The 15,040-nt window shown below is 70.4% G+C and carries 18 protein-coding genes; 9 read left to right on the forward strand and 9 right to left on the reverse strand.

The annotated features are described in order from the left end of the window. Positions 1-26: 26 nt before the first annotated feature. From ABEA24_RS00700 to ABEA24_RS00715, 4 genes are all read right to left on the reverse strand, one after another. Positions 27-1,136, reverse strand: coding sequence for an XRE family transcriptional regulator (locus tag ABEA24_RS00700; RefSeq protein WP_345428219.1), 1,110 nt, complete (start codon positions 1,134-1,136; stop codon positions 27-29). Further along, positions 1,133-1,852 (reverse strand): hypothetical protein, encoded by a 720-nt coding sequence (locus ABEA24_RS00705; protein WP_345428221.1) that lies wholly within the window; start codon positions 1,850-1,852, stop codon positions 1,133-1,135. The genes ABEA24_RS00700 and ABEA24_RS00705 overlap by 4 nt, the downstream gene beginning before the upstream one ends. 133 nt (positions 1,853-1,985) lie before the next feature. Further along, the gene (locus ABEA24_RS00710; RefSeq protein WP_345428222.1) at positions 1,986-2,801 is read right to left on the reverse strand and encodes a hypothetical protein; all 816 of its coding nucleotides are present in this window, start codon (positions 2,799-2,801) and stop codon (positions 1,986-1,988) included. A 96-nt stretch (positions 2,802-2,897) separates the two neighbouring features. Further along, entirely contained in the window at positions 2,898-3,311 is a 414-nt protein-coding gene (locus ABEA24_RS00715; RefSeq protein ID WP_345428224.1) for a peptidase inhibitor family I36 protein, read from the reverse strand. A 185-nt stretch (positions 3,312-3,496) separates the two neighbouring features. Between ABEA24_RS00715 and ABEA24_RS00720 the strand changes: the two genes are divergently transcribed. The 3 genes from ABEA24_RS00720 (at position 3,497) to ABEA24_RS00730 (ending at position 5,247) form a co-directional block, all read left to right on the forward strand. Further along, on the forward strand, positions 3,497-4,081 hold the full coding sequence (locus tag ABEA24_RS00720) for a PadR family transcriptional regulator (protein WP_345428225.1): 585 nt from the start codon (positions 3,497-3,499) through the stop codon (positions 4,079-4,081). Continuing rightward, positions 4,068-4,688 (forward strand): GyrI-like domain-containing protein, encoded by a 621-nt coding sequence (locus ABEA24_RS00725; RefSeq protein ID WP_345428227.1) that lies wholly within the window; start codon positions 4,068-4,070, stop codon positions 4,686-4,688. Before ABEA24_RS00720 ends, ABEA24_RS00725 begins: the two co-directional genes overlap by 14 nt. A gap of 190 nt (positions 4,689-4,878) precedes the next feature. After that, positions 4,879-5,247 carry a hypothetical protein gene (locus ABEA24_RS00730; RefSeq protein WP_345428230.1) on the forward strand — a complete coding sequence of 123 codons (369 nt, stop codon included), beginning with the start codon at positions 4,879-4,881 and terminating at the stop codon, positions 5,245-5,247. Positions 5,248-5,357: 110 nt separating this feature from the next. Here the strand turns inward: ABEA24_RS00730 and ABEA24_RS00735 are convergent, their stop codons facing one another. The 4 genes from ABEA24_RS00735 to ABEA24_RS00750 all read right to left on the reverse strand — a co-directional run bounded on the left by ABEA24_RS00735 (position 5,358) and on the right by ABEA24_RS00750 (position 9,340). After that, complete coding sequence (locus ABEA24_RS00735; RefSeq protein ID WP_345428232.1) at positions 5,358-5,801, reverse strand: SRPBCC family protein; 444 nt, start codon at positions 5,799-5,801, stop codon at positions 5,358-5,360. Between the two features lie 68 nt (positions 5,802-5,869). After that, positions 5,870-7,234, reverse strand: a complete 1,365-nt coding sequence (locus tag ABEA24_RS00740) for a carotenoid oxygenase family protein (protein ID WP_345428235.1) — start codon at positions 7,232-7,234, stop codon at positions 5,870-5,872. 26 nt (positions 7,235-7,260) lie between these two features. After that, positions 7,261-8,679 carry an MFS transporter gene (locus tag ABEA24_RS00745; RefSeq protein ID WP_345428237.1) on the reverse strand — a complete coding sequence of 473 codons (1,419 nt, stop codon included), beginning with the start codon at positions 8,677-8,679 and terminating at the stop codon, positions 7,261-7,263. An 85-nt stretch (positions 8,680-8,764) separates the two neighbouring features. Next, complete coding sequence (locus tag ABEA24_RS00750) at positions 8,765-9,340, reverse strand: TetR/AcrR family transcriptional regulator (protein ID WP_345428240.1); 576 nt, start codon at positions 9,338-9,340, stop codon at positions 8,765-8,767. Between the two features lie 91 nt (positions 9,341-9,431). Between ABEA24_RS00750 and ABEA24_RS00755 the strand changes: the two genes are divergently transcribed. The 4 genes from ABEA24_RS00755 to ABEA24_RS00770 all read left to right on the forward strand — a co-directional run bounded on the left by ABEA24_RS00755 (position 9,432) and on the right by ABEA24_RS00770 (position 13,164). Beyond that, positions 9,432-9,899: a GntR family transcriptional regulator gene (locus ABEA24_RS00755; RefSeq protein WP_345428242.1), complete on the forward strand. Its 468-nt coding sequence runs from the start codon at positions 9,432-9,434 to the stop codon at positions 9,897-9,899. Next, a complete protein-coding gene (locus ABEA24_RS00760) occupies positions 9,896-10,804 on the forward strand; it encodes an ABC transporter ATP-binding protein (protein WP_345428244.1) in 909 nt (302 codons plus the stop codon). Before ABEA24_RS00755 ends, ABEA24_RS00760 begins: the two co-directional genes overlap by 4 nt. Next, a complete protein-coding gene (locus ABEA24_RS00765) occupies positions 10,804-11,817 on the forward strand; it encodes a hypothetical protein (protein ID WP_345428246.1) in 1,014 nt (337 codons plus the stop codon). Before ABEA24_RS00760 ends, ABEA24_RS00765 begins: the two co-directional genes overlap by 1 nt. 126 nt (positions 11,818-11,943) lie before the next feature. Next, the gene (locus ABEA24_RS00770) at positions 11,944-13,164 is read left to right on the forward strand and encodes an alpha/beta hydrolase family protein (RefSeq protein ID WP_345428249.1); all 1,221 of its coding nucleotides are present in this window, start codon (positions 11,944-11,946) and stop codon (positions 13,162-13,164) included. Between the two features lie 17 nt (positions 13,165-13,181). Here the strand turns inward: ABEA24_RS00770 and prcB are convergent, their stop codons facing one another. Then, on the reverse strand, positions 13,182-13,979 hold the full coding sequence (gene prcB, locus ABEA24_RS00775) for a proteasome subunit beta (protein ID WP_345428251.1): 798 nt from the start codon (positions 13,977-13,979) through the stop codon (positions 13,182-13,184). A 186-nt stretch (positions 13,980-14,165) separates the two neighbouring features. Between prcB and ABEA24_RS00780 the strand changes: the two genes are divergently transcribed. Next, the gene (locus ABEA24_RS00780; protein ID WP_425551125.1) at positions 14,166-14,504 is read left to right on the forward strand and encodes an ArsR/SmtB family transcription factor; all 339 of its coding nucleotides are present in this window, start codon (positions 14,166-14,168) and stop codon (positions 14,502-14,504) included. 9 nt (positions 14,505-14,513) lie between these two features. Further along, positions 14,514-15,038, forward strand: a complete 525-nt coding sequence (locus tag ABEA24_RS00785) for a MaoC family dehydratase (RefSeq protein ID WP_345428255.1) — start codon at positions 14,514-14,516, stop codon at positions 15,036-15,038. The last annotated feature ends 2 nt before the right edge of the window (positions 15,039-15,040 follow it).

Below are 15,040 nucleotides of genomic sequence, written 5' to 3' on the forward strand. Positions count from 1 at the left end.
CATGATCGTCTCGGCGGCTTTCGCCGTCATCCCACCGTGGGCAGGCCGCGGCTCGGGACGAGAAGGTCGAGGTCGGCGTGGGTGACGCCCGCGCGGTCGGACAGCAGATCGCGGCCGGTGCCGGAGTCGGCAACGAGCTCGACGGCCCGGGTGAGCATGGTGGGCCGCTCCAGCGGCCTGGTGGGGCCGGGCTCCTGCCGTCGCCAGCCGCGCGCGCTCATCACGCTCATGGCGTTCCGGTAGGTGTTCTCCTTCATGATGCCGAGCGTGCGCGCGCGGTAAAGCAGCGCCGCCATGCTGACGCCCCAGGCGGACTTGAGCTCGGCGAGACGGGTCCAGTCGGCCGTGCCGGGAAGCTGGTCGGCGATGACGGCCGCCGGCATGAGGAACTCCGCCGCGAACCGGTGCGCCTGGTCTTCGATGATCTTGCTGCCGGGCTCGGCGTCGGCGTGCATGACCAGATGGCCGAGCTCGTGCGCGCCATCGAAACGGTTGCGCCAGTAGTCGCCCTTGGCCGGGTTGAACAGCACCATGGGCCGTGGGTGCGCGCCGATGCTGAACGCGTCGACGCGTTCGGTCGACGGAGGCAGGACCAGCACGATCACGCCGTGCTTCTCCAGCAGCCGTACGAGGTGCGGGATGGGGCCGGTGTCGCCGACCATCGCCTCGCGCGCCAGCCGCGCGGCCTCGACCGGACCGGATCCGGCGATCTCCTCGGGGGACACCGGCCGCTCGGGCAGCTCGGCCAGCGGCAGCTCGACCAGCTCTTCAAGGGCGGTGACGATGTCGGCCGCGATCCGGCCGTACGCCAGTGCCTGGTCGCGTTCGATCTGGGTCGTGGACCGCAGCGACCGGAAGTGCGCCGTGTCCAGGGAGACCGGACCGCGCCCGGCGCGGAAGAACTCCACCGGCACCCCGAGTGCGAACGCCAGGCGTGACAGCGTCTTCTCCGACGGCCGGTGCACTCCGGCCTCGTACTGGCCGATCGCGGTCGGGGTGGTGCCGACGACCTGGGCGAGCTGGTTCTTGCGCATGCCGCGCAGGCGCCGCGCCAGGGTCAGCCGGTCGGCGTCGAACAGCAGCCGCGCCTCGGCGAGCCGCCGGGCGACGCGCTCGTCGGTGGTGTGGTCGTTCACTGGGCCGTTTCGATACTCGCGTCTCCGCCGACCGCACGCCGCGGGTGCAGCCGCACGGGAACGTCGGCCTCGTCGTCGGTCCACAGGGGCAGCGTGGACTGGACGGGCGTACGGCGCGGGTCGGCGCCGAGGGTGTCGTCGGTCAGCTGCCGGAGCCAGTGCCACGCCGGGCCGCCGTCGGCGTTCAGCCGGGGACGGCCGACGAACAGCTCCATCTCCAGCGGCTCCTCGGTGGCGCTGTGCGCCAGGACGAGCGTCACCACCTCGTCCATCTCGCGTACGGGGCCGACGCCGAGGTCGAGCGTCAGCTGCGGGTCGTCGGGGAACTCCTGCCGCGCGACCGCCTGCTTGGTGAAGCTGTCGCGGTCCCAGCGGATCGCCCGTACCGCCCCGAACCGGTGCCGCTTGAGCAGGATCCGGTAGCGGCCGTAGCGCCAGCCCGGCGAGCCGTTCAGATCGTGACGCCTGACCACTGCCGCGAGCGGGTCCTCGTCGGCCTCGGCGGGGTCCGGGGCGAATTCGCCCACGCGGAAGACGCGGTCGAGCTGGGTCTCCAGCACGTCGAAGGCCCCGGTGCCGAACGACCGCTCCTTGAACCCGGCGGCCCGGCTCATCGCGCCGAAGACGGCGAGCGTCGCCTCCGTGTGCGCCTCACGCAGCGCGTGTAGGAATCCGGCATTGAGCAGCGTGCCCCACGCTTCCCGATCCTCCGACATGCGAAGGACTATAGATGTTCCCAGCGGTCCCCGCGCGAAAATGAAGTCCCCGGCGCGTCGCCGCCGTGAGCCGGGCTGATCAGCGGAGATGAGGCCCTGCCGTCTCGGTCGACTGCAGGCGAGGGCCGGAGCGTCAACCGCGTGCGATGACCTGGCGGGCGGCTTCGAGTTGCCCGACCTTACTCGCCTTCAGCGCCTGAAAGTCCTTGGCATGGGCCCGAATGGCCTCGCTCTGGATGCGCTGCTCCACGGCCGCCCAGGTGGCCACGAGACCGGTCTTCGTCTTGCATCGCACATCCGTCTGAGCCGCGCGGACTTCTTGCGGCGAGGGGTTGTCCGTCGACCACCGATCGTCGGTGATGGCCGCGAGCGGGTCCGCGTAATGGAAGCCCGCGCCCGCCATGCACCCACTCCAGGAACGGAAGACCCGGACCACCTCCGCGTCGTGTTGAGAATCGTCGAAGGTCTTGAAGATGAGCTGATTGAACAAGGACTCGTTGACCTTCGGAGTCCCCGCCGACAGGCGGTCCTCCGCTTCCTGCGAGCACCCCTTCTCGGCCTCCTGGGCCTTCGAGGACAGCCCCTTCTCCCACGCGCTCACCCTGGCCTTGTACGTGGTCACGGTCGGGCCGTCGGGCGGCATGTGATAGCCGAAAAGGTCGGCGATCCGCGGTTCGATGACGCCGTAACGGCGGCGGTTCGGCGGCGCGCTGTCGGCATCGACGGGAAGCGGTGGCACCTCCCAGGTCACGCCGCGGCCGCGCATGCAGTCACGGACGAGGAGATTCTCGGCGGAATCCAGGGTCGTGGCCTCGGCCGGGGAGAAGTTGTAGGTGTCGAACGGCACCGTGAGCCGCCGCGCTTCCACGCCCGGCTCCGGGACTGCGGTGATGTTCGACCCCTGCGGTGATGCCGTCGTCTTCGCCGTCGAGCATCCCGCGGCTGTCATGAGAAGAAGCGCGAGGGCCGCGCTCCGTCGCCGGACCGACATGCTGAACTTTCCATGATTAGGGTGGGGTGACGCGGCAGCGCCACCCCGCCGGTGTCACGACTTGATGGAGGACACCCTGTTGTCCATGTTCACACCGAACTTGTTGGTCTTCAGGTTCTTGTCCTTGCTGTATTTCTTCGCCTGGTAGCCGGATACGCCGGCGCAGTTCTTCTTGTCGTAGAGCCAGACCTTGAAGCGGCTGCCATTATCCATCGAGCTCGCCTTGTTGTCGATTTTCTTGGGGAGGCTTTTTATGCACCCCTTCCCCAGGTGGTTGGTGCCCCAGCTCGCTCCATGGATGCTCATGCTCGGGTAATCGCCCAGGCAGAAGTACCCATTCAGGCATACCCAGTAGTCGCGACCTTTCGCCTGAGTGGCTGTGGTCGCCTGAGCGGCTGTGGCCGGCGCGATCAGACCAGCGGTGGTGAGCGACAAGGCGCTGACGGTGAGAGCAAGCGCGCGTTTCATGCACGTCCCTTCTTCGCGGGGCAGAGTCGTCATGATCATTCACGTCGGCCACCTGTCGAGGCCAGAGTCGCCAGCACCAATTCCATTACCTCGGCTTAGGCCGCAGGTCCCGTCCGAGTTCCGGCGAAACGCGGTCGGCCGGCGGGGGTTGAGTTGCGACTCTATTCTAGTACTAGAATAGAGCGGTGGTTGCCGACCTGACGCCCGCCGAGCTGACCTTGCTCGGCCTGCTCGTGGAGAAGCCGAGACACGGCTACGAACTGGACGAAGTCATCAGCGGTCGCGGCATGCGCGAGTGGACCGAGATCGGCTTCAGCTCGATCTACTACCTGTTGACCCGGCTCCGCGACCGTGGCCTGATCGCCGAGATCGACACGTCACGGCCAGCGCGGGGAAAGGCCCGCCGGGTGTACGGGCCAACGGACGAGGGGCGCCGGGTGTGCGCACGGGCGGCCGAGGCCGCGGTGGCCGAACTCCGGCCGATGTTCCCGCCCCTCCTGGTCGGTCTGGCCAACCAACCGGTCATACCGCCCGAGCGCCTCCAGGCCGCGCTCGACCAGCGGGCCGCGGCCCTGACGGAGAGGATCGCCGCCATCGGCGCGGCCCGCGACGCCCAACCTGAAATGCCCGGTTTCGTCCGCGCCATCTTCGACTACACGCTGGGCCAACTGGCCGCCGAACAGCAGTGGCTGGCCGAATACCGTGCGGCCGGCAGCCAATCTCCCGACAATCCCCCCGACAGGAAGACGGACGGCCATGACCAGCTATGACGTCAAACGAGAACTCAAGCAGTGCTACGCGCCGAAGAACGCCGACTGGGCGCTGGTCGATGTTCCCGCACAGCAGTTCATCGCCATCGACGGTCGCGGCGACCCCAACACCAGCGCCGACTACGCCCGCGCCGTCGAGGCGCTCTACACCGTCGCCTACACGATCAAGTTCACCAGCAAACGCACCCTCGGCCGGGACTTCGTCGTCGGGCCGCTCGAAGGCCTGTGGTGGTCCGACCGCCCGGAGGTGTTCACCACCCGCGCCAAGGACGCCTGGCACTGGCGCATGCTCATCAGCCAGCCCGACTGGATCACCGAAGACCTCATCGACGAGGCCAAACAGGCAGCGCTGGCGAAGAAGGGCCTCCCCACGATCGCCGAGCTCCGCCGCGAGACCCTGCACGAGAGCACCAGCGCCCACGTCCTGCACGTCGGCTCCTACGACGACGAAGGGCCCATACTCGCCAGGCTCCATCACGAGTACCTCGCCGCGAACAACCTGCGAATGTCCGGGCACCACCACGAGATCTACCTCAGCGACCCACGCCGAACCGAGCCCGCCAAACTCAAGACCATCCTCCGCCAACCCGTCCGGACGGCGAACTGAACGCAGCGTGGCACGCGGCCGCCAAGGTGAATCCGCCGCAGGATGGAAAGCTCAATTGTTGCTCAACTACCGAGACCTGCGATGGCCGAAGCCTAAGATCACCATTTGTGCGGGGGCGCTCGTCCTCGTCAGCGTCGCGGACTTGTAGATAACGACTTCTGGTCGGCAGCCCGTATTGGAGGACCGATCGATGAATGCACTTACTGAGCCCGAGAACCATCTACCGTCCGCGGATCATTTCGAACGCCTGGCGGCCGTGCTCCGCGCCGGCGGTTTCACGGTGACCGTGACTCCGCCCGCTCTCACCGTCCGCAACCCGGACGCCGACGCGGCGCGCACGACGGCCAGCAGCGGCCTGGCTCAGAAGGTCCTCTTGCGCGAGGACGCCGGACGGCTGGTCTGGTGCTGGGTCTGGCCCGGCCTGCGGCCCGCCAGGCGCGGCGACCCGATCCCGCCACCGGAGATCGAGCTGATCGGCCCGGCCGAGGAGATCGCCGAGACCGCTCGTCTCATCGCCAAGGTCATCCGAATCGACGAATCAACGGGCACGCCGCGATGACCGCGACGTACGACTCACCCCCTTCCGCGGCTGCAACGCGTGGTACCGACCGGATGAGCCGGGAGGAGTTCCGCGAGTTCGTCTCCTCCCGGTAGGCGGCATTGTGAGCGTTACCGCGCCGAGCCGACGGCGGCGGTGCGCAGGTGACCGAGCCAGGCGACGAGCGACGCGTCGAGCGCGGCCTGCATCGCGTCGACGTTCGCGCGGATCGGCTCGCCGTCCCACGATTCCTCGGTGTGCACGAGGACCCCTTCGGGTCGCTCGGTGAAGGTCCAGACGTGCACGCCCGTGATCCCGCCCGATGGGCCGCCCCACACGAGACGGCGGGGAGCGTCGACCTCCTGGACGGTCGACCGGATGTCGAGACCGTGGGTCCGCCAGTCGAACGTCATGCCCGCCTTGAGCGGGCCGTCGGCGGTGACCGACTCGATGTCGGGGTTCCAGGTCGGCCAGTCGCCGATGCCGGCCTGCAGTTCCCAGACCGTCTGCAGCGGGGCGTCGATGAGGATCTCGTGCCGGGAGATGACGGGCGCGGTGGTGTCGATTCCAACCATGGGAGAAGCCTTTCCGTGGTGAAGGGGGTGGGCCGCCCGGACGGGATCCGGACGGCCCGTACGAGGGGTCAGGAGAGGTCGGTGTCGGGGATCCAGGAGCCGTGGATGCCGCCGGGCACGCGGCGGGGGAGTTCGACGACCGCGATGGGGTCGCGGCTCAGGTCGGTCGCGTCGACGACGAGGAGTTCGGAGGTGTCGCGGACGATGTCGCTGGTGATGGTCAGCAGGTAGCCGTGGTCCTCGGCGGTGCCGCCTTCGGCCGGGACGAACACCGCCTCGCCGGGCATTACGCCGGGGCCGACCGGCATCAGCTGCCGGGCACCGGTCGCCGAGTCGTACTTGACCAGCGCGTACTCCTCCAGGCCCGCGCCGGGGAAGGCGACCGCGTAGCCGTACCGGTTCGCGCGGCCGAGCCGCTCGTCGTTGATGGTCGGGAACTCGGTGGTCAGGTCGTCGACGGCCTCCTCCGTCGCCTTTCCGGTGGCCGGGTCGAGCGTCCAGCGCGTCCCGAGCGCACCGGTGAGCGGCGTGTTGGGGTGGCCGGGCGCGCCGACCCACCACTTCCAGCTGGTTTCCCAGGCCGCGCGGTCGTAGCGGGGGCCCTCGACCGTGATGCGCCCCTGGGCGTCCTCGGAGGCGTTGGTGACGTGCAGCAGCGCGCCCGGCTCGACCTCGTACCAGGTCGTACGGGCGGGGCCGGTGCGGGGCATGACGCCGATCCGCGGGGCGTACGCGTCGCTCCAGCGGTACGGGATGCCGGAGTGCTCGGCGGGGTCGAACACGACGGACAGGTCGAGCCAGACGACGTGGTTCTCGGTGATGGCGAAGTCGTGCATCAGGGACGGGCCGGCGCCTTCGACGACCTCGGAGCGGATCAGCGCGCCGTCGGCGGAGGCGACGTAGTAGATCAGGTGTGGCGGGAACGGTGAGTAGGCGAAGAAGTGCAGTTCGCCCGTTACCGGGTCCTCCTTCGGGTGCGCGGTCATCGCCGTGGTGAGCTTCCCGCCGAAGTCGTACGCCCCGACGGTGTCGAGCTCGGGGGTGACCTCGAACGGCAGGTTGGCCTCCTGGAGGGCCAGGAGCCGGCCCGCGTGCTCGATGATGTGGGTGCCCGCCACGCTGGCGGCGAGGTCGATCGAGCCGTCCTCGCGCATGAGCGGCGCGTCGTGCTCGAACGCCGGGGTGCGCACCCAGCGGTTGCGGTACCACTCGGCCCGCCCGTCGCGCAGCCGCAGACCGTGGATCATTCCGCTGCCGCGGAACCAGTGGGTCGGGGTGACGCCGGGCCTGGGGTTGTGGCCGTTGCGGAAGTAGCGGCCGGTCAGCTCCGGCGGCAGGGTGCCGCGTACGCGCAGCGCGGTCACGGTGTGCTCGTCGGCGACGGGGGCGTAGTGGCCGGTGAGGTACGGCTTCGGAGGCTGGACGGTGGACATGGTGGCTTCCCTTTCGTGAGGTGCGGTCAGCGCTCTGCCGACGCGCCGCGGAAGGTGGTCTGAGAGAGGACGGCGGCCAACGCTGCGATCAGCGCCGCCCCGAGGAAGGCCGCGCGGTGCCCGGCGGCGAGGGCGTGCGACGCCGAGGCGTGCGCCGTGACCCGGTCCGTACGGGCGGTGGCGACGGCGGTGAGGATCGCCAGGCCGAGGGCGCCGCCGATCTGCCGGGTGGTGTTGACCAGGCCGCCGGCCAGCCCGGCGTCCCGGCCGGTCACCCCGTCGGTGGAGGCGGTGGTCAGCTCGACGAAGGCCGTCCCGAGCCCGGCGCCGATCAGCAGGGACGGGCCGAGGATCCCGGTCGCGAAGCCGGCGCCGGCCCCCGCCTGGGCGAGCCAGGCCAGTCCGCCGGTCAGGAGGACGAGGCCGGTGACCAGGGTCGCCCTGTGGCCGTATCGCCGGGCCGGCCGTGGGGCGAGCGCGGAGGCGAGTGTGATGGCGGCGGCCATGGGCAGCTGGGTCAGCCCCGCCAGGAGGGGGCCGTAGCCGAGGACCTGCTGCTGGTAGAGGGGGAGGTAGTAGAACAGCCCGACCCACACGGCGCCGAGCAGGATCATCACCAGGTTCGCCCGGCCGACCGCGCGCAGAATCCGCGGCGGGACGAGCGGGTCGGGGGACCGGCGTTCGATCCACCAGAAGGCCCCGAGGAGGATCACCCCGGCGGTCAGCGCGCCGACGATCGCGGGACTGGTCCAGCCGGATCGCCCGCCCATCGCCAGCCCGTACGTCAGGGCGACGAGGGCGGCGGTGACGGTCGCCGTCCCCGGCAGGTCGATCCGGGTCCCGGTGGAGCGCGCGGCGTCCGGCGGGACCAGCCGCGGTACGACGGCGAGCACGACGAGCGCCACGGGCAGGGTGGCGATGAAGACGGCCCGCCATCCGGAGACCTGCGTGAGCACGCCACTGAGCAGGACGCCTGCGGCGCCGCCGGCCCCGGAGACCGCACCCCAGACCCCGAGGGCGGTTCCCCGGGCCGGGCCCTGGTACATCACCAAGAGGAGGGACAGCGCGGCCGGGGCGAGGAGCGCCGCGCCGACGCCCTGCGCGGCCCGGGCCGCGATCAGCGTGGCGGCCGAGGGAGCGAGCCCGGCGGTCAGGGTGGCCAGGGCGAAGACGGTGAGGCCGGTGAGCAGGACCCGGCGCCGGCCGAACAGGTCGGCCGCCCGCCCGCCGGGCAGCAGCAGCGCGCCGAACGCCAGCAGGTACGCGTTGACCACCCACGAGAGGGCGGCGGGAGACATGCCGAGGCCGGAGCGGATCGCGGGCAGTGCGACGTTGACGATCGAGGTGCTCAGCACGACGAGGAACTGCGCCGTGGCCAGGACGGCGAGGGGACCGACGCCGACCCGGGAGACGGGGGCCCGCGTCGCCGGGCTGCTGGTGTCCATTCTGACTCCTCCCTATGAGTGGTCAATCACTCACTCTTTATGTCGAAAATAAGGCCGCTCGGTGCGAGCGGCCGTCGGCCGGGCGTCACTCCGCCGGGTAGTGGCGCAGCCCCAGCGTGAGCGTGCGCGCCCAGGGGGTGTCGAGGCCCTCCGCCTCCATCGCCACCACCGCGTTGCACAGGAACCCGCGTGCGAAGAACTCCTGGATCTGCTCTTCCGCGGCGCCGGACGCGGCCCGGACGTACTCCACCTGCCGGGCGTAGAGGGCCTGGACCGCGTCGCGGATGGCCGGCTCGCTCGCGGCGCAGTTGGCCTGCATCACCACCATGAGCAGGCCCCGATCGGCGATCAGCCGGGCGTACGCCTCCGCCATCGAGGCCAGCACCGCCTGCGGGTCGCCGCTCTCCGCCCGCGCCGCGCCGTCGGCGAGGCACTCGCGGATCCGCTGTGCGCAGTGGTCGACGACCGCGACGAACAGCGCCTCCTTGTCCGGGAACAGGCGGTAGAGGTAGGCCTGCGAGATCCCGGCGTGCTTGGCGACCTCGGTCGTCGTGGTCCCGTAGTAACCGCGCGCCGCGAAGGCGTCGATCGCGGTCCGCATGACCGTCGCGCGGCGCTCCTCGGCGGTCGACAGTGTGCGCTGGCTCGTCTTGCTCGGCATATGAGTAATAAACCACTCACACTCTTGTCCGTCAAGCCGCCTGGAGTGCCGGTGTTGACAATCGCGATCAAACCCATTTAATTCATTAACTATGGATGTAGATAAAGATGGCTCGCCGTCGCCGATCGAGTTCCGGCTCGATCCGGCATCGGGGGTGCCGACCTATCTCCAGCTGGTGCAGCAGGTGGAGCAGGCGCTGCGGCTGGGGTATCTGCGGCAGGGCGATCAGCTGCCGAGGGTCAAGGACGTCGTCGCCGGGCTGGCCATCAACCCGAACACGGTGCTGAAGGCCTACCGGGAGTTGGAGCACCGTGGCCTGGTGGCCGGACGGCGCGGACTCGGCACGTTCGTCGAGGGCACCTTGGACCGGGTGGGCCTGCGCGAACAGGCGGCGCTGCAGAAGAGCATGCTGGCCTGGATGCGCACGGCGAGCGAGGCCGGCCTGGACGATGCGGGTATGAGCGCCCTGTTCACGGCAGCGTTGCACGAACTGCGGCAGAGCCGGGAAGGCCGGCCGGACGAGGAAGGCGGCAGCGGTCGCGCCGGGGTGGTCGCGTGAGCGCCGCGATCGAGACGTCCGGGCTCGGCAAGCGCTACGGCCGTACGTGGGCGTTGCGGGACTGCTCGCTGGCGATCCCGGCCGGGCACGTGGTCGGCCTGGTCGGTCCGAACGGCGCCGGGAAGACGACGCTGCTGAGTCTGGCGGTCGGGCTGGCCACGCCGACGACGGGGCAGGTGCGGGTGGCGGGTGGCAGGCCGGCGGGATCGGCCGCCGCGCTGGACGCGGTCGCCTTCGTGGCGCAGGAGGCGGCGCTGTACCGCAACCTGTCCGTGGCCGACATGCTGCGGATGGGGCGCAGCCTGAACCGGCGCTGGGACGCCGAACGCGCTCGTGGCCGCCTGGCTGAGCTGGACATCCCGCCGGGCCGGAAGGTCGGCGCGTTGTCGGGCGGCCAGCGGTCCCAGGTGGCGCTCACCCTCGCGCTCGCCAAACGCCCGGAGTTGCTGATCCTGGACGAGCCGCTGGCCGCGTTGGACCCGGTGGCGCGGCATGACTTCATGTCGGCGTTGATGACGGCCGTGTCGGAGGACGGCGTCTCGGTGGTGTTCTCCTCGCACGTCGTCGCGGAGCTGGAGCGGGTCTGCGACTACGTGGTCGTCGTGCACGGCGGGCGGATCCAGGTGTCCGGTGAGGTCGAGGAACTGGTGGCCGGGCATCACGTCCTGACCGGCCCGTCCGATCAGGCCGACGCCGTCGCCCAGCGCTTCCCGGTCGTACGGGACCGGCGTACCTTCGCACAGGCTCACCTGCTGGTCCGTGCCTCCGACCCGGACGCCGCGCCGCCGGGCTGGCAGCGGCATGCGATCGGACTGGAGGAACTGGTGCTGGCCTACATACGCGAGCCTTCGGCCTCGGCGCTCCCCGGCCCGAAGCCCGCACCCGGCGAACAGGTGGCGTGCTGATGACGACGGTCGATTCATCGGTTCCGGGCCGTGGCGGCGCGCTGCCCCGGTTCGGCCTCGTGTGGGTGACGTGGCGCCAGCACCGGTTCGCCTTCTACGTCCTGTTGGGGATGCTGGCCGCCTTCGCCGTGCTGATGGTGGCCGTCGGTCTGCAGGCCCGCTCGACCTACGACCAGCTCGGACTGGGCCGATGCGCCTCCTTCGCCGGCGACCGCTGCCAACGCCTCCGCATGGAGCTGTTCGACTGGTACCCGCAGCAATTTCCCTTCTTGTTCCTGCTGCTGCTTCCCGCGGGCTTCGGCGCGATCACCGGAGGACCGCTGATCGCGCGGGAGCTGGAGACGGGCACCTATCGGTTCGCCTGGACCCAGGGGGCCGGGCGCACCCGCTGGCTGCTGACACAGCTGTTGCTGATCGCCGCCGTGCTGGCCGCGGTGGCGGAGGCCTACGGCGCCCTCTACACCTGGTACAACGCTCCGCTGGACCACGTGATGCGCTTTGGATTCGGCGACTACCTCGGCTTCGAGCTCGGGGGGATCGTCTTTCCGGTCCAGACGCTGCTGGCGTTCGTGGCAGGGGTGTTCGCCGGCCTGCTGATCCGCCGCACCATGGTCGCGGTCGGCGCGGTCTTCCTCGGCTCGTTCGGCCTCATCGCGGCGCTCGTCTTCAAGCTCCGCCGGTACTACATGACACCACTCGTCACCGCCGGCAAGATCAGCCCGCGTGACTGGGTGGTCGGCAGGGCGTACGTGGACCCGACCGGCCACCTACTCGACACCGGCCAGAGTCACATCCTGTACGTGAAGTATCTGGCGCAGCTCCCGTCGTCCGGCGACGGGCCCTCGGTCTCCTACAGAGACTGGCTCCAAGCCCGGCACTACACCATCGTGACCAGCTATCACCCCGCCGGCCGGTTCTGGACCTTCCAGTTCATCGAGGCCGGCTGGATGGGCCTGCTCATCCTGCTGCTGGGCATCGCCACCGTCCGGCTGGTCCGCCGCCGGATCGGCTGACTCGACGCCCGCCCGCCGCATCGGCCGGATCGACGCGATGCGGCGTCCACACTCCCGCGCTCGTCCAGTGGCGCCGGTGTCCTCCGGTGCCACCGGCGACGCATGCCCTCTGCGAAAAGGAACCTGATGAAACCAGAGATCACCGATGCGTCCCGGCCGCTCGGCCGGGCCCCGCGCAGCCACGCCCGCGTGCCACGGCTGGTCGCCGCCCTGCTGGGTCTCACCCTGGCGACGGCGGCATGCGGCGCTTCGCCGGGCCAGCAGGTCGCGGCCGCGCGCGCCGCTCGTGCGACGGCCTCGTACGCGTCCGAGGCTCCCGTACTGCCTCGCCCGACCGGCCCGCACGCGGTCGGCCGCACCACGCTGCACCTCGTCGACGAGCACCGCACGGACCCCTGGGTGCCGTCGGCGGGCGCGCGGCAGCTGATGGTGTCGACGTACTACCCCGCCCGGCCCGGGACCGGCGCGCCCGCCCCGTACATGACCACGGAGGAGGCCCGGCTGTTCCTGCAGGAGAAGGCTTCGGGCGCCGGCGTCCCGCCCGAGATGCTCAGTGCCACCCGCACCTACGCGCACACCGGCGCACGCCCGGCGCACGGGCGCTTCCCGCTGGTGCTGCTCTCGCCCGGCCTCGGGTTCCCGCGCGCCACTCTCACCGGCCTCGCCGAGGACCTGGCGAGTCGCGGGTACGTCGTCGCGTTGGTCGACCACACCTACGAGAACTCCGGCACGACCTTCCCCGACGGACGCACTCTGGCCTGTGCCGTCTGCGACAAGCCCCCCGCGGGCGGGCCCGTGGCCATCGCCCGGAGCCGGGCCAGGGACGTCTCCTTCGTGATCGGCAGGCTGACCGCCCACCATCCGGCATGGCCCTACGCCCGTCTGATCGACCCCAGGCGCATCGGGATGGCCGGGCACTCCATCGGCGGCAACGCGGCCGCCACGACCATGGCCGTCGACCAGCGGGTGCGTGCGGGGGTGAACCTGGACGGCAGCTTCAACGCGCCGATCCCCGCCACCGGCCTGGGCCACCGTCCCTTCCTGATGTTCGGCGCCGAGCATGAGGTCCCCGGCGTGGACGACACCTGGGGGCAGGCGTGGAGCAGCTTGAACGGCTGGAAACGCTGGCTGACCGTCGCCGGCTCTGACCACGGCACGTTCACGGACATGCCCGTCCTGTCCGCGTGGGCGGGCAGGACGGGGCCCGGGATCTCCCCGCAGCGCGCGGTAGAGATCACCCGCGCCTACGTCGGCGCCTTCTTCGACCTGCACCTCAAGGGGATCCCGCAGCCCCTGCTCGACGGGCCCTCACCCGCCGATCCGGAGGTCACCTTCCAGAACCCCTGACTCCACCGACGGCCGCCTCAGCGCAGCGAGGCGGTCGGGCCGTTGGGGGAGTCGCGCCGGGCGGTGACGACCGACTCGGCGACCGTACGGACCTCGTCCTCGGCCAGCTTCCGGTACCCGTCATCGGTGACGACGGCGACGCTGGGGTAGATCCGGCGGGTCAGATCGGGGCCGCCGGTCGCCGAGTCGTCGTCCGCCGCGTCGTACAGCGCCTGCACGGCCGCCACGACGGCGTCCTCCTGCGACATCCCACGCCGGTACAGCTTCTTCAGCGCACCCCGCGCGTACGGCGAACCCGAGCCGTCGGCGTGGAAGTCGGTCATCTCGTACGGCCCGCCGGTGACGTCGAACGAGTAGATCCGCCCGACCTCCCGGTCGAGGTCGTAACCGGCGAAGAGCGGCACGACCACCAGGCCCTGCATCGCGGCGCCGAGGTTGCCCTGGACGAGGGCGGCCAGCCGCCGCGCCTTGCCGTCGAGCGAGAGGGGGAGGCCCTCGATCTTCTCGTAGTGCTCCAGCTCGAACTGGAAGAGCCGGACCATCTCCATCGCCGTGCCGACGGTCCCGGCGAAGGCCACCGCGGAGTACTCGTCGGCGAAGTTCACCTTCTCCAGGTCGTGCTGCGCGATGACGTTGCCCATCGTGGCCCGGCGGTCACCGGCCATGAGCACGCCGCCGTCGAAGGTCAGCGCCAGCACCGTCGTCCCGTGCGGGATACCGAGCCCGGCGGCCGACTCCTGGAGCCGTCGTGGGGGCAGCGCGTCGGGCGCGACCGCGGCCAGCAGTTCACTGAACGGCGTGTTGGCGCTGCTCATGAACTCCGGGGGGAGACCTCGCGAGAAATCGACCATGTGCGCCCGCTTTCGATCAAGAGAGGAGTGCGACGCCTATCGTACGATCTCCCGCTTCCGGCGCACCCTCCGCGGGGAGCCGGTCGGCGAGGCGACTGAAGTATGATCGGCATCGAAGTATCGGACGATGCAGGGCGGGAGGCGATGGTGATGTCCGTGACGCGCACTGAGCCGCAGGACCGTTCCCCGGAGCATCCCGCGCCGGAGGCGTTCACGCTCCAGGAGGTCCTCGACGCGGTGGTGGACCCGGTCCGCCGGAGCATCGTGTGCCAGCTGTCCGCCTCGACGAGCGCGAAGAGCTGCGGCTCGTTCGACCTGCCCGTGGGCAGGTCCACCGCGACCCACCACTTCCGGATCCTGCGCGAGGCGGGTCTCATCCGGCAGTACTACGTTGGAACGTCCCGGATGAACGAACTGCGGCGCGAGGAGGTGGAGGAGGCCTTCCCCGGCCTGCTCGACGCGCTCGTGTCCGCGGCCGCCCGGCGGTAGTCGCGCGCGATGACGGAACGACAGGGCTGGCGGGGCCGCTACTTCGAGGACTTCACCCTCGGGGACGTCTACTACCACCCGCTGGGCCGTACGGTCACCACGACCGACAACATGTGGTTCACGCTGCTCACGCAGAACACCGCGATGGTGCACGTGGACCACCACTACGCCGCGCAGACGGAGTTCGAGCGCCCGCTGGTCGACTCGACCTTCACGCTCGCCCTCATCACCGGCCAGTCCGTCACCGACGTGTCCCAGAACGTCATGGCGAACCTCGGGTGGGACGAGGTCCGCCTGCCCGCCCCCGTTTTCGAAGGCGACACGCTCTACTCGCGGTCGAAGGTCATCGCGCTGCGCGAGTCCCGATCCCGGCCGAACGTCGGCATCGTCACCGTGGCCACGGAAGGCTTCAACCAGGACGGCGTCGTCGTGTGCTCGTTCAAGCGCACGCTGCTCGTCTACAAGCGCGACCACGCCCCCAGACCGCAGGTCCCGCGCCCGCCGGAGGACACCCTGCCCCCGGTCCAGGAGTGACC

Source organism: Actinoallomurus vinaceus, from assembly GCF_039542055.1.
GTDB classification, from domain to species: Bacteria; Actinomycetota; Actinomycetes; order Streptosporangiales; family Streptosporangiaceae; genus Actinoallomurus; species Actinoallomurus vinaceus.